Annotated in this window: 25 protein-coding genes; 5 read left to right on the top strand and 20 right to left on the bottom strand. The window is 68.3% G+C overall.

Going from position 1 to position 25,222, the window contains the following annotated elements:
- Positions 1 to 7: 7 nt before the first annotated feature.
- The 7 genes from I6J77_RS16175 to I6J77_RS16145 form a co-directional block, all read right to left on the bottom strand.
- Positions 8 to 1,180 (bottom strand): class I SAM-dependent rRNA methyltransferase, encoded by a 1,173-nt coding sequence (locus I6J77_RS16175; protein ID WP_204109824.1) that lies wholly within the window; start codon positions 1,178 to 1,180, stop codon positions 8 to 10.
- A 52-nt stretch (positions 1,181 to 1,232) separates the two neighbouring features.
- Complete coding sequence (locus tag I6J77_RS16170) at positions 1,233 to 1,568, bottom strand: VOC family protein (protein ID WP_204109823.1); 336 nt, start codon at positions 1,566 to 1,568, stop codon at positions 1,233 to 1,235.
- 174 nt (positions 1,569 to 1,742) lie between these two features.
- Positions 1,743 to 2,177, bottom strand: coding sequence for a hypothetical protein (locus I6J77_RS16165; protein ID WP_204109822.1), 435 nt, complete (start codon positions 2,175 to 2,177; stop codon positions 1,743 to 1,745).
- 28 nt (positions 2,178 to 2,205) lie between these two features.
- The gene (locus tag I6J77_RS16160) at positions 2,206 to 3,384 is read right to left on the bottom strand and encodes a glutathionylspermidine synthase family protein (RefSeq protein ID WP_204109821.1); all 1,179 of its coding nucleotides are present in this window, start codon (positions 3,382 to 3,384) and stop codon (positions 2,206 to 2,208) included.
- Positions 3,384 to 3,923 (bottom strand): DUF1190 domain-containing protein, encoded by a 540-nt coding sequence (locus I6J77_RS16155; protein ID WP_007806646.1) that lies wholly within the window; start codon positions 3,921 to 3,923, stop codon positions 3,384 to 3,386. The genes I6J77_RS16160 and I6J77_RS16155 overlap by 1 nt, the downstream gene beginning before the upstream one ends.
- A gap of 102 nt (positions 3,924 to 4,025) precedes the next feature.
- On the bottom strand, positions 4,026 to 4,970 hold the full coding sequence (locus I6J77_RS16150) for a serine/threonine protein kinase (protein WP_204109820.1): 945 nt from the start codon (positions 4,968 to 4,970) through the stop codon (positions 4,026 to 4,028).
- Positions 4,971 to 5,058: 88 nt separating this feature from the next.
- Positions 5,059 to 5,499: a hotdog fold thioesterase gene (locus tag I6J77_RS16145; protein ID WP_204109819.1), complete on the bottom strand. Its 441-nt coding sequence runs from the start codon at positions 5,497 to 5,499 to the stop codon at positions 5,059 to 5,061.
- Positions 5,500 to 5,561: 62 nt separating this feature from the next.
- On the opposite strand from I6J77_RS16145, the gene I6J77_RS16140 reads away from it, so the two are divergent.
- Positions 5,562 to 6,614: a 2Fe-2S iron-sulfur cluster-binding protein gene (locus I6J77_RS16140; RefSeq protein WP_204109818.1), complete on the top strand. Its 1,053-nt coding sequence runs from the start codon at positions 5,562 to 5,564 to the stop codon at positions 6,612 to 6,614.
- 80 nt (positions 6,615 to 6,694) lie between these two features.
- Here I6J77_RS16140 and I6J77_RS16135 read toward each other — a convergent pair whose 3' ends face one another.
- The 3 genes from I6J77_RS16135 to I6J77_RS16125 form a co-directional block, all read right to left on the bottom strand.
- A complete protein-coding gene (locus I6J77_RS16135; protein ID WP_056768212.1) occupies positions 6,695 to 7,141 on the bottom strand; it encodes a rhodanese-like domain-containing protein in 447 nt (148 codons plus the stop codon).
- A gap of 86 nt (positions 7,142 to 7,227) precedes the next feature.
- Positions 7,228 to 7,644 (bottom strand): hypothetical protein, encoded by a 417-nt coding sequence (locus I6J77_RS16130; RefSeq protein ID WP_056718010.1) that lies wholly within the window; start codon positions 7,642 to 7,644, stop codon positions 7,228 to 7,230.
- Positions 7,645 to 7,700: 56 nt separating this feature from the next.
- Positions 7,701 to 8,171, bottom strand: a complete 471-nt coding sequence (locus I6J77_RS16125; RefSeq protein WP_056718011.1) for a YiiD C-terminal domain-containing protein — start codon at positions 8,169 to 8,171, stop codon at positions 7,701 to 7,703.
- A gap of 375 nt (positions 8,172 to 8,546) precedes the next feature.
- On the opposite strand from I6J77_RS16125, the gene I6J77_RS16120 reads away from it, so the two are divergent.
- Genes I6J77_RS16120 through I6J77_RS16110 form a run of 3 tightly spaced genes read left to right on the top strand, consistent with a single transcriptional unit; the run spans position 8,547 to position 11,783 of the window.
- A complete protein-coding gene (locus tag I6J77_RS16120) occupies positions 8,547 to 9,317 on the top strand; it encodes a uroporphyrinogen-III synthase (protein WP_204109817.1) in 771 nt (256 codons plus the stop codon).
- A gap of 58 nt (positions 9,318 to 9,375) precedes the next feature.
- Positions 9,376 to 10,530 carry a uroporphyrinogen-III C-methyltransferase gene (locus I6J77_RS16115; protein WP_204109816.1) on the top strand — a complete coding sequence of 385 codons (1,155 nt, stop codon included), beginning with the start codon at positions 9,376 to 9,378 and terminating at the stop codon, positions 10,528 to 10,530.
- Entirely contained in the window at positions 10,527 to 11,783 is a 1,257-nt protein-coding gene (locus tag I6J77_RS16110; protein ID WP_204109815.1) for a heme biosynthesis HemY N-terminal domain-containing protein, read from the top strand. Before I6J77_RS16115 ends, I6J77_RS16110 begins: the two co-directional genes overlap by 4 nt.
- A gap of 5 nt (positions 11,784 to 11,788) precedes the next feature.
- Here I6J77_RS16110 and I6J77_RS16105 read toward each other — a convergent pair whose 3' ends face one another.
- From I6J77_RS16105 to polA, 3 genes are all read right to left on the bottom strand, one after another.
- Positions 11,789 to 14,059, bottom strand: coding sequence for an ATP-dependent DNA helicase (locus I6J77_RS16105; RefSeq protein WP_204109814.1), 2,271 nt, complete (start codon positions 14,057 to 14,059; stop codon positions 11,789 to 11,791).
- Positions 14,060 to 14,131: 72 nt separating this feature from the next.
- Positions 14,132 to 14,350, bottom strand: coding sequence for a hypothetical protein (locus I6J77_RS16100; protein WP_204109813.1), 219 nt, complete (start codon positions 14,348 to 14,350; stop codon positions 14,132 to 14,134).
- 303 nt (positions 14,351 to 14,653) lie between these two features.
- Positions 14,654 to 17,434 (bottom strand): DNA polymerase I, encoded by a 2,781-nt coding sequence (gene polA / locus I6J77_RS16095; RefSeq protein ID WP_204109812.1) that lies wholly within the window; start codon positions 17,432 to 17,434, stop codon positions 14,654 to 14,656.
- 159 nt (positions 17,435 to 17,593) lie between these two features.
- Here polA and I6J77_RS16090 point away from each other — a divergent pair, with 159 nt between their 5' ends.
- Entirely contained in the window at positions 17,594 to 18,124 is a 531-nt protein-coding gene (locus I6J77_RS16090; RefSeq protein WP_239309056.1) for a DUF2782 domain-containing protein, read from the top strand.
- Between the two features lie 110 nt (positions 18,125 to 18,234).
- Here the strand turns inward: I6J77_RS16090 and I6J77_RS16085 are convergent, their stop codons facing one another.
- The 7 genes from I6J77_RS16085 to accB all read right to left on the bottom strand — a co-directional run bounded on the left by I6J77_RS16085 (position 18,235) and on the right by accB (position 25,161).
- A complete protein-coding gene (locus tag I6J77_RS16085; protein ID WP_204109810.1) occupies positions 18,235 to 18,945 on the bottom strand; it encodes a glutathione S-transferase in 711 nt (236 codons plus the stop codon).
- 80 nt (positions 18,946 to 19,025) lie between these two features.
- The gene (gene purH / locus I6J77_RS16080) at positions 19,026 to 20,636 is read right to left on the bottom strand and encodes a bifunctional phosphoribosylaminoimidazolecarboxamide formyltransferase/IMP cyclohydrolase (protein ID WP_056768230.1); all 1,611 of its coding nucleotides are present in this window, start codon (positions 20,634 to 20,636) and stop codon (positions 19,026 to 19,028) included.
- 72 nt (positions 20,637 to 20,708) lie between these two features.
- Positions 20,709 to 21,032 (bottom strand): helix-turn-helix domain-containing protein, encoded by a 324-nt coding sequence (locus tag I6J77_RS16075; RefSeq protein WP_050981427.1) that lies wholly within the window; start codon positions 21,030 to 21,032, stop codon positions 20,709 to 20,711.
- Between the two features lie 158 nt (positions 21,033 to 21,190).
- Positions 21,191 to 22,051: a zinc-ribbon and DUF3426 domain-containing protein gene (locus tag I6J77_RS16070; RefSeq protein ID WP_204109809.1), complete on the bottom strand. Its 861-nt coding sequence runs from the start codon at positions 22,049 to 22,051 to the stop codon at positions 21,191 to 21,193.
- A 70-nt stretch (positions 22,052 to 22,121) separates the two neighbouring features.
- On the bottom strand, positions 22,122 to 23,021 hold the full coding sequence (gene prmA, locus I6J77_RS16065; protein WP_204109808.1) for a 50S ribosomal protein L11 methyltransferase: 900 nt from the start codon (positions 23,019 to 23,021) through the stop codon (positions 22,122 to 22,124).
- Positions 23,022 to 23,210: 189 nt separating this feature from the next.
- Entirely contained in the window at positions 23,211 to 24,578 is a 1,368-nt protein-coding gene (gene accC / locus I6J77_RS16060; protein WP_007806616.1) for an acetyl-CoA carboxylase biotin carboxylase subunit, read from the bottom strand.
- A gap of 121 nt (positions 24,579 to 24,699) precedes the next feature.
- Entirely contained in the window at positions 24,700 to 25,161 is a 462-nt protein-coding gene (gene accB / locus I6J77_RS16055) for an acetyl-CoA carboxylase biotin carboxyl carrier protein (RefSeq protein WP_056718023.1), read from the bottom strand.
- Positions 25,162 to 25,222 lie beyond the last annotated feature (61 nt).

Genomic DNA, 25,222 nt, shown 5'->3' with positions numbered 1-25,222 from the left:
AGCAGCTTCAATCCACCCGGCAGAACACCGCCTTCAGGTAACGGCCTTCCGGCACGTCGGTGCGGAACGGATGATCGGCGCCGGCGCCGCGCACTTCCAGCACCTGGATCGCGCGGCCGGCGTTGAGCGCGACCCGGCGCAGCATTTCCAGGAACTCGCCTTCGCCGACCAGGCCGGTGCACGAGCAGGTCAGCAGCAGGCCGCCGGGCGGGATGATGTCCAGCGCCATGCGGTTCATCGCGAAGTATTTCTTCAGCGCGTCCATCACCTTGCTGCGGTCGCGGGTGAGCTTGGCCGGGTCGAGGATCACCGCGTCATAGCGCTCGCCGCGGGCCACCGCCGCACGCACCCAGTCGAAGATGTCGGACTGCTCGAAGCTCACCGCGACGTTGTTCGCCTCGGCATTGGCGCGGGCGACTTCGAGGATGCCGGCGTCCAGGTCCACGCCGACCGCCTCGCGCGCACCGGCCGCCATCGCGTGCACCGCGAAGCCGCCGGCGTTGCAGCACAGGTCGAGCACGCGGCGGCCTTTCGCCAGTTCGGCGAAGCGCTTGCGGTTGTCGCGCTGGTCGGCGAAGAAGCCGGTCTTGTGGCCGGAACCCGGCGCGGCGTGAAAGCGCAGGCCGTGTTCGTGCACCTCGAACGCGGCGGGCACGTCGGGGCTGCGGCAGTCGAACGATTCCTGCTTCTGCACGTGCGATTCGGCGAACCAGTACAACTGCGCGTCGGGGAAATGCGCGAGCAGGGCCGCGTGGATCGCCTCGCGGAACTTCCACATGCCGGCGGCGAAGTATTCGACCACGATGACGTTGGCGTAGCGGTCGACGATCAGGCCCGAAAGGTCGTCGCCTTCGCTGTGCACCACGCGCCACGCGTCGCTGACCGCATCGAGCTGCAGCCAGTCGCGGCGCAGCTGCACGGCGCGGGCGATGCGCGCGGCGATCCAGTCGGCGTCGATCGTGGCCTGCGGATCGGTGTCGAGCAGGCGCAGCGCGATGCGCGCGTGGCCGTTCCAGAACGCGCGGCCCACGAAGCGGCCCTTCGCGTCCTGCACCTCGACCACGCTGCCCGGCGGCAGTTTCGCCTCGGGCTTGTAGATCTGTGCCGACCACACCCACGGATGGCCGGGGCTGCGGTCGGATTTCAGGCGGATGACGGGTAGCGCGGCGGGAGTATTCATCCGCGCATGATAGCTGGTGGCCGGGCGTTGGCCGCGCTGCGACGGCGAGTGCTCAGTCGGCCTGGACCACCGCCAGTTCGTTGCCGTGCGGGTCGAGGAACTGGAAGCGCCGCCCGCCGGGGAAGGCGAAGATCGGGCGCACGATGCTGGCGCCGGCGGCCGTCACCGCGAGCAGGGCGGCCTCGAGGTCGTCCACCGCGATCACCGGCAGCGGTGCGCGGGTGGCTTCGGTGGAGTCGCCCTGCAGGCCGACATCCACGTCGCCGGTCATGGTCGCCGCGTAGCTGGGACCGAAGTCCGTCAGTTCCCAGCCGAAGGCCTGGCGGTAGAACGCCTTGGACGCCGCGATGTCGCTGGCCGGCAGTTCGATGTAGTTGGGACGCGCCATCACGGATTCTCCGGGGTTGAACAGGTCAGCACCTGTGAAGAAAACCACTTCCTGTGGTTTTCTTCTATCGCACGTCCGGTACGTGCCCGGACGTGCTCACGCGAATCAGTCACCTGCGTGACTGCCCCGCGACCGGCCGTCCATGGCCGGGCTGAGAGGTTGAAACATAACCCCTCAGCGCAGTCGCAGCACCAGCCACGACAGCAGCGCCAGCAGGTTGATGCCGATCCGCGACACCGACGGCCCGGCAATCGCCAGCAGGAAACCCTGCGAGCCGAGGTGCCAGTCGATGCCCAGCCGCGGCGTCGACTGCAGCGTGGCGAACACGTTGACGAAGGCGCCGCAGTGCAGGCCGTAACTGAACACGGGCAGGGCGATCAGCGGCAGCTGCAGCAGCTGCGCCCAGCGCGACATCCGCACGCCCTGCTCGCTGCCGGTGACCAGCTGGATGCCGGCGGCCAGCACGAAACCGTACAGCGCCAGGCCGAGCAGGGCGATCAGGCTGTCGTGGGCGCCGAATGGCAGCAGCCGGTGCAGCATCGCCGCCACCCCGTAGAAGCCGCCGGCGATTTCGAGGACGCCGATCAGGCGGAACAGAACAGTGCGCATGCGAAGCCCTGGCGGAAAAGACGCAAGCTTAGGCGATCAGCACGCCGCGCGCTTCCTCGACGATGGCATGCGGCACGAAGCGGGCGCTGTCCTGGGTCACCAGCGAGCTGTCCTCGCGGATGCCGATGCCGCAGGCGCGGTCGCCGACCACCCAGCTGCCGATCAGCGGATAGTGGCCGTCGAACGCGGTCAGCGGATGGCAGGCCTGGCGGATGCACGGGCCGTCATACGGGCCGTCGGTGCGCAGTTCGCGGCCGTCGTCCAGGTGCATCGCGATGTTGGCGCCCTCGCGCGAATGCAGCGGCTTGCGCACCCAGCCGCGCGGCAGCGCGCCGCCCTCGTCGAACTCGGCCGGCAGCAGGTTCGGGTGGCCGCGGTGCGCATCCCACAGCAGCGGCAGGATGCCCTTGTTGCTGAGCAGCGCCTTCCACGGCGGTTCGATCAGCTGCAGCCCGGAGCGCGGCAGGTACGGGCCGAACGTTTCGCGGAACAGGTCTTCCAGCGGGTACAGCTTGAACAGGCAGCCGATCACCTGGTCGTCGAGGTCGGTGAAGCGGCCGTCCTCGGAGATGCCGATGTCCTCGATCGCCAGCGTGCCGCACTCGATGCCGGCCTGCAGCGCGCAGTCGCGCAGGTAGGCGATGGTGCCCTGGTCCTCGTTCGAGTCGCGCACGGCGGCGAAATGGAACGGTCGCGCGATGCCGCGGGCGATCGTGCCGAACGCCTCCACCAGCGATTCCTGGATCGAGTTGAACTGGTCGCTGCCGGCCGGCAGCTGGCCGCGCCCGAGCTGGTCCTCCAGCCATTGCCACTGGAAGAACGCGGCCTCGAACAGCGAGGTCGGCGTGTCGTAGTTGAGCTCGTACAGCCTGGCCGGACCGCGGCCGTCGTAGGCGAAATCCAGCCGGCCGTACAGGTGCGGTTCGCGCCGGCGCCAGCTTTCGGCGATCCAGTCCCGGTACGGCTCGGGGATCGCCAGCTGCTGCATGAGCTGCTCGCTGCCCACGATGCGCTCGACCATGTCCAGCGCCATCGCGTGCAGCTCTTCGGTGGGCGACTCGATGTCGTGCTCGATCTCGCGCAGGCTGAAGGCGTAGTACGCGGACTCGTCCCAGTACGGCGCGTCGTCGATGGTGTGGAAACCGAAACCGCAGTCCGCGGCCCTGGCGCGCCAGTCGGGGCGCTCGGCCAGCGCGATGCGGCGCATCAGCTGCCGAAACCGCGACTGCCGCTGGAGCGGCCGAAGCCGGAGCGGCTGGTGGTGACCGCGCGATTCGGCGTGGCGTTGATCGGCACCATGCCGGTGCCCGCGGTGCCGCCACGATAGACGCCGCCGCTGGCGCCGCCCGCCGCCGGCCGTTGCCAGCCGCCGTTGCTGTCGCGGAACGCGGGGGCGCTGTTGAAGCCGTTGGCGGCCACGCCGTTGCGCATCATCTGCGACAGGAAGAAGCCGGTCATCAGCGGGCCGAAGAACGAATGGTTGTTGCCGTCGCTGCGTTCGGCGCACTTTTCCTTGCCGTAGCTGGCCTCGCATTCCTCGCGGTTGGCGAAGCGCGGCGCGGTGGCCACCGCTTCCTGCTCGGCCTTGGCGAAGGCCTGGTTGCAGGTGCTGCTGTCATTGGTCTGCGCCACGCAGGCCTCGACCGAGGTGTACAGGCCTTCGCGCGCCTCGTTGCGGTCGCAGGCGGTCAGCAGCAGCGGGGCCGTGCCCATCAGCAGCAGGGCGGCGGTACGGGATCGTTTCATGGGAATGCTCGGCCAGGGTATCCGCTCAAGCATGCCTGTTCGGGCGCCCGGATGAAAGTTCTTGCGAATGAGCGGGGGTGGGCTCTGCTGGCGGCCATCCGGCTATTCGAGTTCGTCCGCCAGCTCGTGCAGGTCGGCGATGTGCTGCTCCCACCAGCGCGATTCGGCGGCGAACGGGAACGCGATGGGGAAGGCCGGGTCGTGCCAGCGCGCGGCGATCCAGCCGGCGTAATGCACTTGGCGCATCGCGCGCAGGGCGGGAATCAGCGCCAGTTCGCCGTGGTCGAAATCGCGGAACTGCTGGTAGCCCTCGAGCAGCGCCTCCATCGTGCGTTCGTCGCTGGCCAGCATCCACAGGTCCTGCACGGCGGGGCCGCTGCGGGCGTCGTCGAAGTCGACGAAGTGCGGGCCGGCCTCGGTCCACAGCACGTTGCCCGGATGGCAGTCGCCATGCAGGCGCAACTGGCGCAGCGGGCCGATCGCCTCCATGCGTGCGCCGATGGCCGCGTCCAGCCGGGTCGCGGCGGCGCGGTAGTTGGTCTGCAGGCCGGCCGGCAGCAGCGACGAGCCGAGTACCGCATGCATCGGCTGCTGCACCATCGTGTCCTGGTCGAGTCTGCCGCGATGTTCGAACGGCGCGCGGGCGCCGATCAGATGCATGCGCGCGATCAGCCGGCCCAGCCACTGCAACTGGTCGGCCGCTTCCAGTTCCGGCGCGCGACCGCCCCGGCGCGGGGTCAGCGCGTAGCGGAAGCCGCCGTGATGCAGCAGGCTGCGACCGTCGAACAACAGCGGCGCCACCGCGGGCAGTTCGGCATCGGCCAGTTCCTGCGCGAAGGCGTGTTCCTCGATGATCGCCGCGTCGCTCCAGCGGTCCGGCCGGTAGAACTTCGCGATCACCGGAGCGGCGTCCTCGATGCCGACCTGCCACACCCGGTTCTCGTAGCTGTTCAGCGCCAGCAGGCGGCCGTCCGGCCACAGCCCGCAGGCGCTCACGGCGTCGAGCACGAGATCGGGCGTGAGGTTGCCATACGGCGCAGCCGCCATCAGGAAACGCGCCTCCTGCTTTCGCCTCCTCTCCCCGTGTCGGGGAGAGGATTGAGGTGAGGGGACGCTCTATCGAGATGCGACATGTTCAACGCGTGCCCATGCCGCGCGCCGCGATCACCGCCATGGTGATGCGCGAAATGCACACCAGCGCGCCTTCCTCGCTTTCGATGCGGATCTCCCATACCTGGGTGGTGCGGCCGATGTGCAGCATCCTGGCGGTGCCGGTGACGCTGCCGCCGCGCACGCCGCGGATGTGGTTGGCGTTGATGTCCAGTCCCACCGCCAGCTCCTTCGCCGGGTCGAGGGTCAGCATCGCGGCGGTGCTGCCCAGCGTTTCGGCGAGCACCACCGAGGCGCCGCCGTGCAGCAGGCCGTAGGGCTGGTGGGTGCGATGGTCGACCGGCATGGTGCCGGCCAGCCAGTCGTCGCCGACCGCGGTGATGCGGATGCCCAGCGTCTCCATCATGGTGTTGGCGCTCCATGCGTTGACGCGGTCCAGGTCGGTGGATTGTTTCCAGATGCTCATCGTTGATTCCCGTGGATCGAGCCTGCATTGTCGTCCGGGGTCATCGCCGCGACAATGCACACGTGTTCAAGATCACCCTCAAGACATCCGGCCGCCAGTTTTCGGTGGTCGCGGGCGAAACCGTGCTGGAAGCGGCGCAACGGGCGGGCGTGGCCTTGCCCTACTCGTGCCGGGCGGGCGTCTGCGGCAGCTGCAAGGCCACCTTGCTGGACGGGCGTTGCGAGTACCCGCGCAATCCGCCGCTGGCGCTGAATGCGGACGAGCAGGCCCACCATGCGGTGTTGCTGTGCCAGGCGGTGCCGGCGACCGACCTGCTGCTGGAGGCGCGCGAAGTCACCTCGGTGGAGGACATCGCGCGGCGCCAGCTGGGCATGGTGGTGACCGAGAAATGGTCGCTGGCGCCGGATGTCACCGGCCTGCGCCTGCTGCCGGCACGCGGCGAGCGTCGCCTGAAGCGCCTGCCCGGCCAGTATGTCGACGTGCTGCTGGAAGACGGCAAGCGTCGTCCGTTCTCGATCGCCAACGGTCCGCAGGCCGACGGCATGATCGAGATGCACGTACGCCACGTGGCCGGCGGCGGTTTCACGTCGTGGGTCAGCAGCACGCTGAAGCCGGGCGATCACCTGCGCGTGGAAGGTCCGCTGGGCACCTTCGTGCCGCGCGAGGATTCGGAACGCCCGATGATCTTCATGGCCGGCGGCACCGGTTTTGCGCCGGTGAAGGCGATCGTCGAGCACTTCATCGCGCTGGGCACGCGTCGCACCATCCAGGTGTACTGGGGCGCGCGCGTGGCGGATGACCTGTACCTGCGCGCGCTGGCCGAACGCTGGGCGGGCGAGCTGCCGAACCTCGCGTTCCACGCGGTGGTGTCCGACGCGGACGGCGCGGCGGGTTTGCGCACCGGCCTGGTGCACGAGGCGGTGCTGGCCGACCAGCCGGACCTGTCAGGCCACGACCTGTACATGAGCGGGCCGCCGGCGATGATCGATGCCGCGCATCCGCGCTTCCTCGCCGCCGGCCTGCCGGAGGATCGGCTCTACTACGACTCGTTCGAATACGCGCCCGACGTGCTGGCGCAGATCATCGCCGGGCGCGCCGGCATCCACGACGGCTAGAAGTGAGTGAAGAGGAGTGAAGATAGAGAGAACAGCCTTGCTCTCTCTCACTTCTAACTCTTCTCCACTCACTCCTCGCTCTACCGGTTGCCCTTGGCCACCGGCAATTGCGCCGCGTGCCAGGCCAGCACGCCGCCGTCGAGGCGGTGGACCTTGGCGAAGCCGGCCTTGACCAGCCGCTGCGCGGCCTTGATCGAATTGCCGCGACCGTCCTTGTCCATCACCACCACCGGCAGCTCCTTCGCCTTGGCCAGATCCTTGTTTTCCGGATCGAACTGGCTCATCGCCACGTGTTTCGCGCCGGGCACGTGCATCTTCTCGAACTCGGCGATCGCCGACAGGTCGATCAGCAGCGGGTTCTCGCGATTGATCAGGTGGGTCAGGCCGGCGGGGCTCAGTTCCCCGACCTTGCTGAACAGGGCGCTGACCTGCATCACGATCAATGCCAGCAGCAGGATCGCGAACAGGGCCACCAGGGCCACATGGTTGCCGACAAATTCGGGCAGCTTGTGCAGGAAATCGTTCATCGTCAGTCCACAGGTGCCTTGATCGCACCAATTCGGGTAAACCGTCAATTATACGGGGTTGCCGCCGCTTGCGCGGCCGCGCCGACTCAATCCTGGGTGATGTCCGGCAGGCCGCTGGTCAGCCACCAGTGCCTGGTCGCCTCGTCGTAATGCCAGGTCTGGTGGTCGACGACGCTGCGCTCGGACTGGTTGTGGATGTTGACCAGGTTGATCACCACCGTCTGCTGCACGTCGAAGTCGCCGGTCGGCACCGGGCCTGCATCGTCGTTGTATTCGGTGACCCGCACCTGCTGGAAGCGCGCCAGCTGCAGCGAGGTCAGCGGATGCGCAGCGCGAACCTTGGGCTCGACGAACTGGGCGGCGCTCTGGAAATCACCCCAGCGCAGCGTGCTGCCGTACGCCTTGAGCGTGGTGGTGAGGGCATCGCTGCGGGTCTTGGTGGCGCAGCCGGCCAGCAGCAGGCCCGACAACAGCACGATCAGAAGACTGGACATCCGGCGCATGTGGTTTCCTCCCCGATGAAATCCCGCCCATTCTGCCTGATGCGCAGGCAGTCCACTCAGGCGCGGCGTTTGGCCACGAAGCGCGCGTTCAAGGTGCACGCCGGTTCGCCATTCTCGCCGGGCACCACGCAGTCGATCGCGATGCGCGCACGGCCGCGGTTGTCCAGGGTGGAGAAGAACGTCGCCCAGTCCGCGTCCTCGGCCAGTCGCGCCTGGCTGTGGAAATCGTCCCACAGCGGCGCCAGGTAGCGCACGCTGGACTCGGCGACGAATACGTCGCAGTCCGTGCCGCGCCGACGCAACGCCAGTTCGACCAGCGCCCAGCCGCTCAAGGTCATCACGCTGACCAGGCTGCCGCCGAAGGCGCAACCCTTGTCGTTGACGTTGGGCGCCAGCGGCGCGCGCAGGGTCAGGCTGTGCTCGTCGCAGTCCGCCAGTTCCAGGTCCATCGCATGGGCCAGCGGGATCTCGTCGCGGATGAACTGGATCAGTTGCCGTGCCTGCAGGGTTGCTTCGGTCTTGCTCACGTGATCGGGGATTCGCGTGGGGAAAGCCCGGCAGTGTAAAGGATGCTCTGATCTATTCAGCACTGGCGTCACCGGCTCTGTCTGCCCGCAGATTGGTGGTGCGCGGACGAAGACAGGCGTCGGCCTGTCGAGGAGGCGCGCCGCGGAGATGCGGGCAGACAGAGCCGGCCCCAACCGATTGAATACAAAGATGGGGTGACGTCCAGAAGGCCCCCAGGCGGCAGCGCACGGCTTGCCAAGGCGGCCAGCCTTGCCGGCACCGCGCGCTGCCACCTGCGGGCCTTCTGGACGTCATGCCGCCTGCGCTGAATAGATCAGAACATCCTGAGCCACCGCTACACTGGAGCCATGACAGTGAGCGTGCGCGGTATACGGATGCAGCAACCATCCAGCCGGAAAACCCCAGACCTGCATGGCCGGATCGTGGTGATCACCCGTCCGGCGGGTACCGCCTCCGCGCTGGCGCGGAAGGTGCGCGCGCTGGGCGGCGTGCCGTTGCGCCTGCCCGGAATGGGCTTGCGTGCCGCACCCGATGCGGAGGCGGTGCGTGCGAGCATGCGCGCCGCGCTGGCCGACGAGTTGATCGTGTTCACCAGCCCCGCCGCGGTCCGTCATGCCGCGGCGCTGCTGCCGCTGCGCACCGCCGCGTGCGTCCTGGCGGTGGGCCAGGGCACCGCGCAAGCCCTGCGTCGACACGGTGTCGCCGCGCCGCTGGCCCCGCGTCGGCAGGACAGCGAGGGGCTGCTGGAACTTCCCCAACTGCAGTCGTTGCGCGGACGCCGGGTGGCCCTGATCGGCGCGCCGGGTGGTCGCGGCGTGTTGCGCGAGCAGCTCGCGGCGCGGGGCGCGCGTCTGCGCGAGCTGCATGTCTACCATCGCGTGCCGCCGCGACCCGATCGTCGTCACGTGGAAGCGCTGCTTCAGCTGCCCGCCTCGGCGCGGGTGCTGCTGTCCAGTGCCGAGGCCCTGCACAACCTGCAGCAGTTGCTGCCGGCGCCGGCATGGGCGCGATTGTGCGCGGCCACCGCGGTGGTCAGCAGCGAGCGCCTGGCCGAGGCGGCGCGCGCGGCCGGGTTCCGGCGCATCCGCGTGGCGGCTTCGGCGGTATCGGCCGACCTGCTGGCCGAGGCCGGTACGGCCGGTTGAGGGAATCTTCACATCCGCGTGCTACGAACGCGCGCGTATGGGCTGCTAGCATGCGCTCATGAGCAACCACGACATGCCCAACGAGCCCGCCGCGCCCGAGGGCGCCCGTTCCGCACCCGTCGCGCCCGATGCGGTGCTGGTCGAACCGCCGCTGCGCCCGACACGGCCGGCTTCCCATCGCCCCGCACCACGCCCCCGTGGTGGCGGCACGCTGGCGCTGGCGATCCTGCTGGCGCTGATCGCGGTGGGCGCGTCCGGCTACGTCGGCTGGCGCCAGTGGCAGCAGGAGCAGGGCGCGGCGGTCGACACGCGGAACGTGGCCAGCCTGCAGCAGCGCGTGGAGACCCTGGAGACCACCCTGACCGCCATGGGCGAGCAGCGCGGCAGCCTCAACCAGCGGCTGGACGATGCGGCCCAGGTCAACCGTTCGCTGCGCGAGGAATTGCTGGGCCAGGCCGAACGGACCCGCCATGTCGAGGACGCGGTGGCCAGGCTTGCCGAGAAGAGTCTCAGTGGCCATGACGGCATGTTGCTGGACGAAACCGAATCGCTGCTGCGCATGGCCAGCGAACGCTACACGCTGTTCCACGACGCGCAGGGCGCGGCGGCCGCCTATGCGCTGGCCGACCAGACCCTGGCCGCGGTCAACGACGGCGCGTTCGGCGGGCTGCGCCAGAGCATCGAAGCCGAGCGCGAGGCCCTGGCCAGGAGCCAGCCGGCCAGCCAGGCCGCCGCGCTGCAACAGTTGCTGGCCTTGCGTGGCGAGCTGGCCACGCTGCCGCTGAAGCCGCTGGACAGCGGCACCGCCGTCGGCACCGACACGTGGTCGCGGATTCGTCGCGCGCTGGCCAGCGTGGTCAGCGTGCAGCGTGACAACGGCGCGCCGCTGGCCGTCGCCGACGCGCGTCTCGCCCGCGAGCTGGCGACGCTCGACCTGGCGCAGGCGCAGGCAGCGTTGCTGGCCTACGACAGCAAGGATTACGCCGCAGCCCTGCAGCGCGCGGACGCCGCCCTGGCCAGCCAGTTCGACGCCGCTGCGCCCGCCGTGCAGCAGGCACGCACCACGCTGCGGCAACTGGCGGCGCAATTGCCGGCGAAGCCGTCGGTACAGCTCGGCGCCGCGCTGACCGAACTGCGCAACCTGCGCGCGGTGCATGCACTGGGCCCGGCATCGTCCAGCAGCAGCGCAGCGCCGGCCGAGGCGCAGCCATGAGGCTCTGGTACGGAGTGTTGCTGGCGGTGCTCGCCGCCGCGCTGGCCGCGTTTGGCTGGCACTGGGTGGCGCAGGACCCCGGCTACGTGCTGCTGCGCCTGCGTGGCTGGAAGATCGAAACCACGGTGGTCGCCGCGCTGGTGATCCTGCTGCTGGCGTGGGCCGTGCTGACCACCTTGTGGCGCCTGTTGCGCTGGCCGTTCGGCGCGCTCTCGCGGCGGCATCGGCGACTCAGCCAGCAGCGCCTCGGCGCTGGTCTGATCGCGCTGATCGAAGGTCGCCACGGCGATGCCGAACGCGATCTCAATCGTGCCTCGCGGCTGGACAGCCTGCGTGGTCCGGCCCTGCTCGCCTCGGCCGAAGCCGCTTTGCGCCGTGGCGAACCCGGCCGCGCGCTGGAGGCGCTGGACCAGGCGGCGCAATCGGTGCCGCAGGCCGCACGGGTGTTGCGCGCCCGCGTGCTGCGTCGCGAAGGCAAGCCGGCCGAAGCGCTGGCCCTGCTGCTGCCCGAATCGGACAAGGGCACGCTGACTCCCGGCGGCTGGCGCGAACTGGTGCAGGCTGCGCTGGCCACCGGCGACGCCCGTCGCGCCCGCGAGGCGCTGGCGCCGCTGCAGAAGAGCGGCGCGCTGGGTCATCGTGCCTATGCCGCGCTGGAGGCGCAGGTGCTGGTTGCCACGCTGAACGCCACGCCCGACGGGGCCACGCTGAACGCGATGTGGTCGCAATGGCCCAAGCCGCAGCGGCGGGTGCCGGCCGTGATCGATGCCTACGCGCGTCGCGCCGCCGGTTTCGGCCTGACCCTGCCGGCCATGGATGAAGTGGAATCCGCGCTGCGCCGCGAGTGGTCGCCGTTGCTGATCGAAACCTACGGCAGCCTGTCCGGCGATGACGTGGAGGCGCGCCTGCGTCGCGCCGAAGGCTGGCTGGACGCGCATCCGAACGACGCCAACCTGCTGCTCACGCTGGGCCGCATGTGCGTGCGGCTGAAGGTCTGGGGCAAGGCCCACCAGTACCTGCAGCGCTCCCTGGCGCTGGCGCCGGGCGCCGCCGCGTGGGAAGCACTGGGCGACACTTTCGCCGGCCAGGGTGACGCCGCCCAGGCGCAACGCTGCTATCGCAACGCGCTGGCGTTCACCCGTGGTGACGTCGTCACGCCGCTGGCGCAGACCGCCAGTCCGATGCAGCCGGACACGCATCCGATCGCGATCGAGGAGCGTGACGCGCACGGGCTGCCGCGCTTGCCCGGGTAACGCCGCTACAGCGTCGTCAGATTCGCGTAGGCGGCCACCAGCCACTTGCTGCCCACGCCTTCGAAATTGATCTGCAGCCGGGTGTGCGCCCCGCTGCCCTCGGCGCTGACCACCACGCCTTCGCCGAAGCTGGGGTGGCTGACGCGCTGGCCGAGTTTCACCGGCAGCGTTTCTTCCAGCGACGACGATGTTTCGCGCGGACGGCCGCTGTACATCGGTCGGGTCACGTGTACGCGCGGGCGCACTTCGTCGATCAGTTCGGCCGGCATTTCGCCGAGGAAACGCGACGGTCGTGCCAGCATCTCGGTGCCGTGCATGCGACGCGATTCGGCGTGGGTGACCACCAGCCTTTCGCGGGCGCGGGTGATGCCCACGTAGGCGAGCCGGCGTTCCTCCTCCAGCCGGCCTTCGTCGTCGACCGAACGCTGGCTGGGGAACAGGCCTTCCTCCATGCCGACCAGGAACACCACCGGAAACTCCAGCCCCTTGGCCGAATGCAGCGTCATCAGCTGCACGCAATCGTCCCAGGCTTCGCCCTGGTTCTCGCCCGCTTCCAGGGTGGCGTGGGACAGGAACGCGGAGAGTTCGCTCAGGCCCGCGTCGATGTCCTCGGCGGTGCGCTCGAAGCGGCTGGCCACGTTGACCAGTTCGTCCAGGTTTTCCACCCGCGACTCGGCATTGCCGCGCGAGTCCTTCTCGTAGAAATCGCGCAAGCCGGTGTGGGTGATCGCGTGGTCGATCTGTTCGGCCAGGGTGAGGCCGGGAGTCGGGAATGGGGAGTCGGGCATGGGAGGATCAACAGCGGGAAGCGCGGCATCGGCTTCTCCGATTCCCGCTTCCCCATTCCCGATGCCCGCGAAGCTGCGCGCCATCCCGTCGATCAGCGCCAGGAACGCCTTCACCGCGTTCTTCGCCCGCCCAGCCAGTTCGCTGCCGCCGGCCAGCTCAAGCAGCGCTGCTTCCCACATTGACGTATCGTCGTGGCGGGCGCGGCGGCGCAGTACATCCAGCGTGCGATCGCCGATGCCGCGGGGCGGGGTGTTCACCGCGCGCTCGAACGCGGCGTCGTCGTGCCGGTTCGCGGTGAGGCGCAGATAGGCCAGCGCGTCCTTCACCTCGGCGCGCTCGAAGAAGCGCTGGCCGCCGTAGACGCGGTAGCCGATGTTGCGCTGGACCAGCTGCTCCTCGAAGTTGCGTGATTGCGCGTTGGAGCGATACAGGATCGCGCAGTCCTTCGCCGAGCCGTGCTCGTCGATGTACTCGCGGATGCGCTCGATCACGAAGCGCGCCTCGTCCTGCTCGTTGTAGGCCGCGTACAGCGCGATGCGTTCGCCGTCGTCGCCGGCCGTCCACAACTCCTTGCCCAGGCGGCTGCCGTTGCGCTGGATCACGCTGTTGGCGGCTTTCAGGATGGTCGAGGTGGAGCGGTAGTTCTGTTCCAGCTTGATCGTGCGCGCGCCGGGGAAGTCGCGCAGGAACTGCGTCATGTTCTCCACCCTGGCGCCGCGCCAGCCGTAGATCGACTGGTCGTCGTCGCCGACCGCGAAGACCTGGCCGGTGGCGCCGGCCAGCACGCGTATCCAGGCGTATTGCAGCGTGTTGGTGTCCTGGAACTCGTCGACCAGCAGGTGGCGCCAGCGTTGCTGGTAGTGCTCCAGCACGGCGGGATGCTTCAGCCACAATTCGTGCGCGCGCAGCAACAGCTCGCCGAAATCGACCAGGCCGGCACGGCGGCAGGCGTCCTCGTAGGCCTTGTAGATGTTGACGAAGGTCTGCGTGACCGGGTGATCGCGATGCTCGATGCCGTCCGGGCGCTTGCCTTCGTCCTTCCAGTGGTTGATCTGCCACATGGCCTGCCGCGGCGGGTACTTCGCGTCATCCAGGCCCAGCCCGGCGACCACCCGTTTCACCAGCCGCAGCTGGTCGTCCGAATCGAGGATCTGGAACGTCTCCGGCAGTCCGGCTTCGCGCCAGTGCCGGCGCAGCAACCGGTGCGCGATGCCGTGGAAGGTGCCCACGGTGAGGCCCTGGGTGCCGCCGGGGATCAGCGCCTCCAGCCGCGCGCGCATCTCGCCCGCCGCCTTGTTGGTGAAGGTGACGGCGAGGATCGCCCACGGCGGTACGCGTTCGGCCTGGGTCAGCCAGCCGATGCGGTGGGTCAGCACGCGGGTCTTGCCCGAGCCGGCGCCGGCGAGCACCAGGTAATGGCCGGGCGGGGCGCAGACGGCTTCGCGCTGCGCGTCGTTGAGCGGGTCGATCAGGTACGAGACATCCATCGTGCCCATTGTAGTGGGCGCAAAGGAAAACCGCCGCGAAGGCGGCGGTTTTCGGCTGGCGCATGGTCGCCGTCAGCGCTTCTGCATGAAGCCGCCAAGCGCCAGCAACGCGCCGACCACGATGCCGGCAATGCCGATCCATTGCGGCACGCCCTTGTCGTGGGTGGCGGTGAGCTTGGCCGAACCTATCTGCACCAGGGTGTCGGTGTCCTGGTAGAAGGCATGGCCGGCCACCACCCAGATACCCGCGGCAATGAGGATGATGCCGACGATGATCAGACCTGTGCGCATGGTGTTCCCCTTGGTGAGTGTGCCCGGGAGTATGCCGTGCGCCGGTGTGCATGAAACGTACAGGCGAGGCGGCAGGCCGGCGGGCAAAAAAAGCCCCGGAGGCTAGGGGGAGCCTCCGGGGCGGGGCAGACACGAAGACCCAGGGGAGAGGTTCGTGCCTGTGGCGGCTCAGGGAGGTGAGCGCGCCGCGGATGCCGTTGCGTGCATCCGGGGGATTAGAGTGGGGTGGATCGAAAAAGTTGCAAGGGTTGCAGAGAAATTTACGAGCGATTCAGTCTCATGGAAAATTAACGGGAACGCCGCTCAGTGCGCCTCGTCCCAGTTGGCGCCCACGCCCACGTCGACCAGCAGCGGCACCGCCAGCGCCGCGGCGCCGGACATCCGCTCGACCACGGCCGCCCGCACTTCCTCGATCGCCTCGCTGCGCACCTCGAACACCAGTTCGTCGTGCACCTGCATCAGCATGTGTGCGTCGTCGCGATCCTTCAGCCACGTGGCCACCGCGATCATCGCGCGCTTGATGATGTCGGCCGCGCTGCCCTGCATCGGTGCGTTCACCGCGGCGCGCTCGGCTCCCTGGCGCAGGCCCTGGTTGCGTGCGTTGAGGTTCTCCAGATAGAGCCGGCGGCCGAAGATGGTTTCCACGTAGCCGTCGCGGTGGGCCTGTTCGCGGGTGGCATCCATGAATGCGCGTACACCGGGATAGCGCGAGAAATAGCGGCCCATGTAGTCGCCGGCCTCGCCGCGGTCCACGCCGAGCTGGCGGGCCAGGCCGAACGCGCTCATGCCATACATCAGGCCGAAGTTGATCGCCTTGGCCGCGCGGCGCTGGTTGGTGGTGATCTCCTCCGGCGCCACGCCGAACACTTCGGCCGCGGTGGCGCGATGCACGTCGCCGCCGGAATGGAATGCGCGCAGCAGGCCTTCGTCGCCGGACAGGTGAGCCATGATGCGCAGCTCGATCTGCGAATAGTCCGCCGCCATCACCTTCCAGCCGGGTGGCGCGATGAAGGCCTGGCGGATGCGCCGCCCCTCTTCGGTGCGCACCGGGATGTTCTGCAGGTTCGGGTCGGAGGAAGAGATCCGCCCGGTCGCCACCGAACCCTGGTGGTAGCTGGTGTGCACGCGGCCGGTGCGCGGGTTGACGATGCCTGACAGTTTGTCGGTGTACGTGCTGCGCAGCTTGGCCAGGCCGCGATAGTCGAGGATCAGCCGCGGCAGCTCATGGGCTTCGGCGATCGCCTCCAGCGCTTCTTCGTTGGTGGAAGGCTGGCCGGTGGGCGTCTTCAGTTTCGCTTCGAGGCCGAGCTCGTCGAACAGCACCGCCTGCAGCTGCTTGGGCGAATCCAGGTTGAACTCGCGACCGGCCAGCGCGTACGACTGCTGCTGCAGTTCCAGCATGCGCTTGCCCAGCTGCTGGCTCTGCCGCCGCAGTTCGTCGCCGTCGATCAGCACGCCGCGGCGTTCCATCTCGGCCAGCACCGGCACCAGCGGAATCTCGATGTCCCGGTACACGTCGCGCAAGGACGGCACGCTCTCCAGCTTGGACCACAGCGCATGGTGCAGGCGCAGGGTGATGTCGGCGTCCTCGGCGGCATAGCGGCAGGCGGTGTCCAGGTCCACCTGGGAGAACGAAATCTGCTTCGCGCCCTTGCCGGCGACCTGCTCGTACTTGATCGTCTCGTAGCCCAGATACTTCCTCGCCAGCGAGTCCATGTCGTGGCGCGTGGCGGTGGCGTTCCACACGTAGGATTCGAGCATCGAGTCGTGCGCCAGCCCCTGCACCGCGATGCCGTAGTGCGACAGGATGTTGATGTCGTACTTCGCGTGCTGGCCGAGCTTGGGCCGCGACGGATCCTCGAAGACCGGCTTCAGCGCGGCCAGCACCTCTTCGCGATCGAGCTGCTTCGGTGCGCCGGGATAGTCATGGCCCAGCGGGATGTAGCAGGCCTTGCCCGGCTCCACCGCCAGGCTGATGCCGACGATGTCCGCGCGCATCGCGTCGATGCTGGTGGTCTCAGTGTCGAAGGCGATCAGTTCGGCGCCGCGGAGTCTTTCCAGCCAGGCGTCGAACTGCGGCCGGGTGGTGACCAGTTCGTAGTCACCCGGCGCGGACAACGCGGCATCAGGCGCGGCAGGGCTGCTGGCAGCCGTGGCTTGCCCGATGCCGGGCGCGGCATGGATGCCCGATGCCCGACGACCGTCAGGAACTCCCCCTGCGCGATCCCCGATGCCCGGCTCCTGGCCATCCAGCTCCTTCAGCGCGGCCTTGAACTCGTAGCGCGTGTACAGCTCGCGCAGCTGCGCCACGTCGGCATCGCGCTGGGCCAGTTCGGCAGGACCGAATTCCAGCGGCACGTCGGTCTTGATGGTGACCAGCTGGCGCGACAGCGGCAGCCGCGGCAGCGCCTCGCGCAGGCTCTCGCCGATCTTGCCGCCGATCTTGTCCGCGTTGGCGATCACGCCGTCCAGCGAATCGTATTCGGCCAGCCATTTCGCGGCGGTCTTGGGGCCGCACTTGGGCACGCCCGGGACATTGTCGATGGCGTCGCCGGTGAGCGCGAGGAAGTCGATGATCTGATCCGGCCGCACGCCGAATTTCTCCATCACGCCGTTGCTGTCCATCACCGTGTTGCTCATGGTGTTGACCAGGGTGACGTGGGGACCGACCAGCTGGGCCATGTCCTTGTCGCCGGTGGACACTTCCACCTCGATGCCCAGTTCGTGCGCCTGCATCGCCAGCGTGCCGATCACGTCGTCGGCCTCGACCCCGCCCACGCGCAGGATCGGAAAGCCCAGCGCGCCGACGATCGCCAGCATCGGCTCGACCTGGGCGCGCAGGTCGTCCGGCATCGGCGGACGATTCGCCTTGTACTGGTCGTACAGCGCGTCGCGGAAGGTCGGTCCGGGCGCGTCGCTGACGAAGGCCAGGTACTCCGGTTTCGCCTTCAGCGTGGCACGCAGCATGTTGACCACGCCGAACAGTGCGCCGGTGGGCTCGCCATGCGCATTGGTCAGCGGCGGCAGCGCATGAAAGGCGCGGTACAGATAGGAAGAGCCGTCGATGAGGATGAGCTTGGACATGGCAATGATGACCTGGGCGGAGCCGTCGCGCCGGATGTTGCAGGCCGGCGGGTCCGGGGAAGAGTGTCGGTCATTCTCGCATGCAGGACGAAACGCCGCGCTTCACGAAAGCGGGCGTGCCGCGCTGTTATGCTGCCCTCCCCGAACGAGGTTGCCGCCATGAAGACCGTTGCCTTGCTGGTTGCCGCCAGCTTCCTGTTCGCAGCGAGCCTGCCGGGCTCGAGTGCACTGGCGCAATCCGCTCCATCGACGAGCGTGCCACCCCCGCCGGGCCTCAACGACCCGGGAGTGAAGGCCGTGAGTCCGCCGGCGGCGAAGAAGGCCGCGACGAAGACCGGGCATGCCACCAGCGCGCCCGCGAAGTCCCTGAACCTGAAGCCGCAGACCCTGCCGGCGATGCACGACGATGGCGCGCGGCATCCGCGCGACGAAGTGACGCCGGAAGTGCGGGTGCGCCAGGAGGGCGACAACAGCATCCAGGAATACAGCCGCAACGGCCGTGTCTACATGGTCGTGATCACGCCGAAAAGCGGCATCGCCCAGACCTACATGGTCGACCCGCAGGGTCGGCTGGTCGACGAGCATGGCCAGAAGCCGGTGGGCCCGGTCATGTACAAGGTGCTGGAGTGGGGCAAGGCGCGGCCGCCGGCAGAGTCGGGCGACACCACGCCGAGCGACAACGGTCACTGACGAGCGCGCTCCACCGGCATCCGGCCACGCCGGCAGTGGGGATGCCCTGGGCAACTGGGTGAAAGCTGGTAGCCGTCCGCGCGGGGCTCGGCGCTGTTCGCCTGGGTCGCCTAGCCCGGATCGTCCAGTTCCGGATAGTGGCGGAAGATGCCGCTCTCGTTGAACGGCAGGCGTCGTGGCGAGGCGAGATAGGCGGCGATGCGTGGTCGTTGCGCCACCCGCTCCTTCAGTGCCCGCAACAGCGGCAGTTGCCGGCCGATGCGCTGCATCGCCCGCGGAAACGCATACTCCAGCCCGCTCATCAGCTGGAACAGCGACAGGTCGACGTACGAGTGCGCGTGCAGGGCGTGATGCCCGCCGCTGCGCTCCAGCACCTGCTCGAAGTAGTCGAGATACTTCGGCAGCCGCGTCTCGCGCAGGTCCGCCGCGCGGCGGGCGGCTTCGCTGCGCTGCTCTTCGTAGTACAGGCCGACGGCGACCGGGTGATGCGAGTCGTGCACTTCGGCGACCAGGTCGGCGATGGTCAGCTGCAACTGCTGCGCAAGCAGCCGGCGGCTCTCGCTGTCCGGCACCAGGTCGAGCGGCGGCCCGAGGTAGTGCAGGATGTTCGCCGTCTGCGCGATCAGCAGCCGGCCGGCCTTGAGGAAGGGCGGCGCAAACGGCAGCGGACCCTCGTGGACACCGTCGAGGTACTGCACCATGACGTCGTCGCCCTGCTCGCGGGCGATGTCGTCATAAGCGGCGCCGGCATCCTCCAGCGCCAGCCGCACGAATTCGCCGCGACCCTGGATGCCGCTCCAGTAGAACAGCTGGTAATGCATGGCAGCCTCCCGCCTGAGGGTGGATGCCGAGCGTGCGCCTGTCCGCGCCCGGACTCAATGCCGACCTGCCTCCGTCACGTTCAGTGGCGGAAGTGGCGCATCCCGGTGAACACCATCGCCATGTCGTGCTCGTCGGCGGCGGCGATCACCTCGGCGTCGCGCATCGAGCCGCCCGGCTGGATCACCGCGCTGATGCCCGCCGCGGCCGCCGCGTCGATGCCGTCGCGGAACGGGAAGAACGCATCCGATGCCATCACCGAACCACGCACTTCGAGCTTCTCGTCCGCCGCCTTGATGCCGGCGATCTTCGCGCTGTAGACGCGGCTCATCTGGCCGGCGCCGATGCCGATGGTCTGGCGGTCGCGGGCGTAGACGATGGCGTTGGACTTGACGAACTTGGCCACCTTCCAGGCGAAGATCAGGTCGTGGATCTGCGCTTCGGTGGGCGCCTTGCGGGTCACCACCTTGAGGTCGGCGGCGGTGATCATGCCGGTGTCGGCGCTCTGGACCAGCAGGCCCGAACCCACGCGCTTGGAATGGCCGCCCGGATGCGCGCCGAGCAGGTCGCCGTCCTCCGGAATCGGAATGACCAGCACGCGCACGTTGCCTTTCTTGTGGAACGCCTTGAGCGCTTCGTCCGCATACGCCGGCGCCAGCACCACCTCGACGAACTGGCGCTCGACGATCGCCTTCGCGGTGGCGCCATCCACTTCGCGGTTGAACGCGATGATGCCGCCGAAGGCGGACGTGGGATCGGTCTGGAAGGCCAGGTCGTACGCCTTGCCGATGCCGTCCAGGCTCACCGCCACGCCGCAGGGGTTGGCGTGCTTGACGATCACGCAGGCCGGCTTGACGAAGCTGCGCACGCATTCCCACGCGGCATCGGCATCGGCGATGTTGTTGAACGAAAGCTCCTTGCCCTGCAGCTGCCGGAAGGTGGCCAGCGTGCCGGCGGCGGGATACAGGTCGCTGTAGAACGCTGCCTGCTGGTGCGGGTTTTCGCCGTAGCGCAGGTCCATCAGCTTGGTGAAGCGGCCGTTGATCTGCGCGGGGAACGTGGCGTGGCCGGCGATCGTCTGCTGGGTCTCGTCCAGTTGCAGGCCCGACAGGTAATCGCTGATCGCGCCGTCATAGTTCGACACGTTGTTGAATGCCGTTACCGCCAGACTGAAGCGGGTGGCGCGGGTCAGGCCGCCATGCTGTTCGATCTCGGCCAGCGCCGCGTCGTACTGCCCGGGCGAGGTCAGCACGCCCACGTCGTTCCAGTTCTTCGCCGCCGAACGCAGCATCGCCGGGCCGCCGATGTCGATGTTCTCGATCGCCTGCTCCAGGGTGCAGTCCGGCCTGGCCACCGTCGCCTCGAACGGGTAGAGGTTCAGCACCAGCAGATCGATCGGCGCGATGCCGAGTTCGGCCATCACCGCGTCGTCGGTGCCGCGGCGACCGAGCAGGCCGCCATGCACGTTCGGATGCAGGGTCTTGACCCGGCCGTCCATGATTTCGGGGAAGCCGGTGACGTCGCTGACGTCGGTGACCGCGATGCCCGCATCGCGCAGCGCCTTCGCGCTGCCGCCGGTGGAGAGCAGTTCGATGCCTTTCGCGGCGAGGCGTCGACCCAGGTCGATCAGGCCGGTCTTGTCGGAGACGCTGAGCAGGGCGCGACGAACCGGGACGAGCTGGGGAGCGGGCATGAGCGGGTTTCCGTAGGGGGAAAGCCGGTCATTATAGCCGGCCAAACGCAGGCCGGCTTTTGCGGGTGGGAATTACAGCAGGCCGTGCGCCGCAAGCTTCTTGCGCAGGGTGGCGCGGTTGATGCCGAGCGCGCTGGCGGCGCGGCTCTGGTTGCCGTCGTGGAAGGCCAGCACCTCGCGCAACAGCGGCACCTCCACCTCGCGCAGGACCAGCGCGTGGAGGCCTTCGGCACACTCGGTGTCACCGATATCGGCGAGATAGCGGCGCACCGTGCGGGTGACACATTCGCTCAGGGCACTCTGGCCATGGTGGCTGGCGCCAGGCGAACCTGCGTTCTGCGACGAGGCCGCTCTGGCGGGCTCGGCAGCAGGCAGTCTTACGGCATTCACGGACATTTTCCCTCACGTACGAAACGACGACTGCATGGGCCGTCGCGAATGGTTATGGATGATGCTGGTGCTTCGTGGCGCCTGTTGCATGCGGTCGAGGCATGCAGACGCGAAGAACCGAGTCTACCCGCGCGGGCGGATAATTTTAAGTACCACGGATGCCTTCATTCGAAACCGAGCTCGAACGCCACCGCGTTGTCGCCCGGGTCCTCCACCTCCAGCAGCAGCACCGCCGTGCCCCCGGGTGACAGCCCGCTGCGCAGGATCGAGGTGTCGTCCAGGTACTCCTCCGGCTGCAGCCGGCGCATCGCGATGCGCTGGCCCTGCGCGTTCGACAGGGTGACCGTCAGCACCGGGTACGGCTGGGCGAAGGCGGCATCGTTGCGCACGCTGGCGCTGATCATCAGCGCGTGGGCGACACTCGGGTGCGCCTGCACGTTGCTGGCCAGCAGCCGCAGCCGTCCCGGTGCGGCGACCAGCGGCAGCTCGCAGCCCAGCGTCGCGCAGGCGCTGCGCAGCCAGCCGCCGGTAAGCGGATCGCGGATCAGGTCGTTGCGCTTGGCCCAGGCCAGCTGAACGCCGAGCGCCAGCGTCAGCAGGCTGCAGGCCAGTACCCATGGCCAGCGTCGTTCGTCCGATGACGACAGGTGCCGCCGCTCCCTTCGTTCCGTTCGCTTCGGCGCCTGGGCCTTCGACTCGCGTGCAAAGCGCGGCGCAAACACCAGCTGCGAGAAGTCTTCCACTGGTGCCTGCGAGGCGACCGTGACTGGCGTTTCGCCGAGCACGACGACGGGCGTCGGCTCGGGGCGCGGGCGATAGACCACCAGGTCGAGCAGCGGTGGTTCGAACGCGGGTTCGTTGAGCGGCAACTCGACGAAGGGTTCAGGCGGCAGCTGTTCGGCGAGCGTGGCCAGGCTGTCGAAACCGGCATGGCAATGACCGCACACGACGTGGCCGTGCGCCTTGGCGAGTGTCGGCGCATCCAGCGAGAACACGGACAGGCATTCGGGGCATTGGGTATACATGCAGGCCGTTTTGAATCGGTATCGACCAAGCTTAGCAGGCTGATCGCGCCGTCAAGCCTGCATCGGCGGTTCAGCCGCGGCGATGCCCGCTGATGCGCACCCAGTCCTCGCGTGTGTCCACGCGCAGGTCCTCGAACCATTCGGCGTAGCGCTGCAGCAGTTCTTCCTGCTGGCCGGCGAGGATGCCGGAGATCGCGAACGGCGCGCCGGGTTTGGCGGCGGCGGCGAAGGTGGGCGCGAGCTCGCCCAGCGGGCCGGCCAGGATGTTGGCGATGAACACGTCCGCTGGCGGGGCGTCCACGTCCTGCGGCAGGAACAGCGCGAGCTGGTTGTCCACGCCATTGCGCCCGGCGTTGTCGGCCGAGGCGACCAGCGCCTGCGGATCGTTGTCGACGCCGACCGCACTGCTCGCGCCGAGCTTCAGCGCGGCGATGGCCAGGATGCCCGAGCCGCAGCCGTAGTCGGTGATCGTCTTGCCGACGAGATCGAGGCCGTCCAGCCATTCCAGGCACAGGGCCGTGGTGGGATGGGTGCCGCTGCCGAAGGCGAGACCGGGATCGAGCCGGACGACGACGAGGTCGTCGTCCGCCGGCGGTTCGATGTTCCACGGATAGATCCACAGGCGCCGGCCGAACGGCATCGGCTTGAACTGGTCCATCCAGACGCGTTCCCAGTTCTGGTCGGCGACCTCGCTGAAACTCAGCTGGTCCGGCTCCAGCCATGGCAACAGTTCGCCCAGCGCCGCGGCCAGGCCGCGGCGGTCGGCGTCTTCATCGAACAGCGCATTCAGCGTGATCGTCGACCACAGCGGCAACTCGCCTACGCCGGGTTCGAAGATCGCCTGTTCGTCCGGCGTTTCGGCATCGGCGTCGCGCAAGGTGATCGACAGCGCGCCGAGATCCTCCAGCGCTTCTTCCGCGCCGGGTTGCTGTTCGAGACGGACGACCAGGGAGAGTTCGAGAAAAGGCATGGAGTGATGTCCCCCTCTTCCCTTGGGGAAGAGGGCTGGGGTGAGGGCGGGCTTGCGGTGAAGTGTGTATGAGCGAGTTGTGATCGGGCATGCTGCAAGTCCGACCCCTCACCTTCCCGCAAGGGGATTTCCTCCGGTCACAATCCTCTCCCCAAGGGGAGAGGAGGCAAACGCAGGAAGCGCGTTGCTTTATTGAGACGGGCCGGCCTTCTCTTTCTGCTCGGCCATGCGCTTTTCGAGGTAATGGATGTTCTGCCCGCCATGCTGGAAGCCGACGTCGGCCATGATCTTCTGCTGCAGCGGGATGTTGCACTTCACCCCTTCGATCACGGTTTCCGCCAACGCCAGCTGCATCCGGGCGATCGCGGTGGCGCGGTCGGGGCCGTGCACGATCAGCTTGCCGATCATCGAATCGTAGTTCGGCGGAATGCGGTAGCCGTCGTACAGGTGCGTGTCGACGCGCACGCCCGGGCCGCCCGGCGCCTCGAAGCGCTTCACCGTGCCCGGGCTCGGCATGAAGGTGTCCGGGTCTTCGGCGTTGATGCGGCACTCGATCGAATGGCCGCGGATCACGATGTCTTCCTGCCTGATCGACAGCTTCTCGCCGCCGGCGATCAGCAACTGCTCGCGGACCAGGTCGACGCCGGTGATCCACTCGGTCACCGGGTGCTCGACCTGGATGCGGGTGTTCATCTCGATGAAGTAGAAGCGGCCGTTCTCGAACAGGAATTCGAACGTGCCGGCGCCGCGGTAGCCGATGCGGATGCAGGCATCCACGCAGACCTTGCCGATCTCGGCGCGCAGCTCGGGCGTGATGCCGGGAGCGGGAGCTTCCTCGACCACCTTCTGGTGGCGGCGCTGCATCGAGCAGTCGCGCTCGCCCAGGTGGATCGCGTTGCCCTGGCCGTCGGCCAGCACCTGGATTTCCACGTGGCGCGGGTTCTCCAGGAATTTCTCCATGTAGACCACGTCGTTGCCGAAAGCCGCCTTGGCCTCCTGCTTGGTCATCACGATGGAGTTGCCCAGGTGCGCCTCGGTGCGCACCACGCGCATGCCGCGGCCACCGCCGCCACCGGCAGCCTTGATGATCACCGGGTAGCCGATCTCGCGGGCGATCTTGATGTTGGTGTCGACATCCTCGCCCAGCGGGCCGCCGGAGCCGGGCACGCAGGGTACGCCGGCCGCCTTCATCGCCTTGATCGCCTCGACCTTGTCGCCCATCAGGCGGATCACGTCGGCGGTGGGACCGATGAAGATGAAACCGGACTGCTCGACCTGCTCGGCGAAATCCGCGCGCTCGGACAGGAAGCCGTAACCCGGGTGGATCGCCTGGGCGTCGGTGATCTCCGCCGCCGCGATGATCCGCGGGATGTTGAGGTAGCTGTCCACCGACGGCCCCGGGCCGATGCAGATCGACTCGTCGGCCAGGCCGACGTGCTTGAGGTTGCGATCCACCGTGGAATGCACCGCCACGGTCTTGATGCCCAGACTGTGGCAGGCGCGCAACACGCGCAACGCGATTTCGCCACGATTGGCGATGACGACTTTTTCTAGCATGGGAGCTCCAAAGAGCGGGGAACCGGGAACGGGGAACGGGGAACCGAAAAGTCAGCAGCTGCGAGTGCGCGCCATTGATCTTTCCGTTCCCCGTTCCCCGTTCCCCGTTCCCGCTCGATCATCAGGCAATCACGAACATCGGTTCGTCGAATTCCACCGGCTGGCCGTTCTCGACCAGGATCGCCTGGACGGTGCCCGCGACTTCGGCTTCGATCTGGTTGAACATCTTCATCGCCTCGATGATACCCAGCGTCTCGCCGGCCTTGACCTGCTGGCCGACCTTGACGAAGGCGGGCGTGCCCGGGGTAGCCGAGGCGTAGAAGGTGCCGACCATCGGCGCCTTGATCACGGTGCCGGCGGGCAGTGCAGAGGACGGTGCCGGCTCTGCCGCGGCGGCCGCCACCGGGGCGGGAGCGGCGACGGCGACCGGAGCGACGGCAACCGCCGGGGCGGCCGCGACCGGCGCGGCGTTCTTCGGCACGCGCGACAGGCGGACGACTTCCTCGCCCTCCTTGATCTCCAGTTCGGCGAGGTTGGATTCCTCGAGCAAGTCGATCAGTTTCTTGATTTTGCGCAAATCCATCGGATCAGCCTTTGGTCAGTCATGCCACGCGCGGGTGGCTGGAAGATGAGTGGGTGGGTCG

Source organism: Rhodanobacter sp. FDAARGOS 1247, assembly GCF_016889805.1.
In the GTDB taxonomy this organism is placed as follows: domain Bacteria; phylum Pseudomonadota; class Gammaproteobacteria; order Xanthomonadales; family Rhodanobacteraceae; genus Rhodanobacter.
This window is presented reverse-complemented; position numbering and strand designations above follow the sequence as displayed.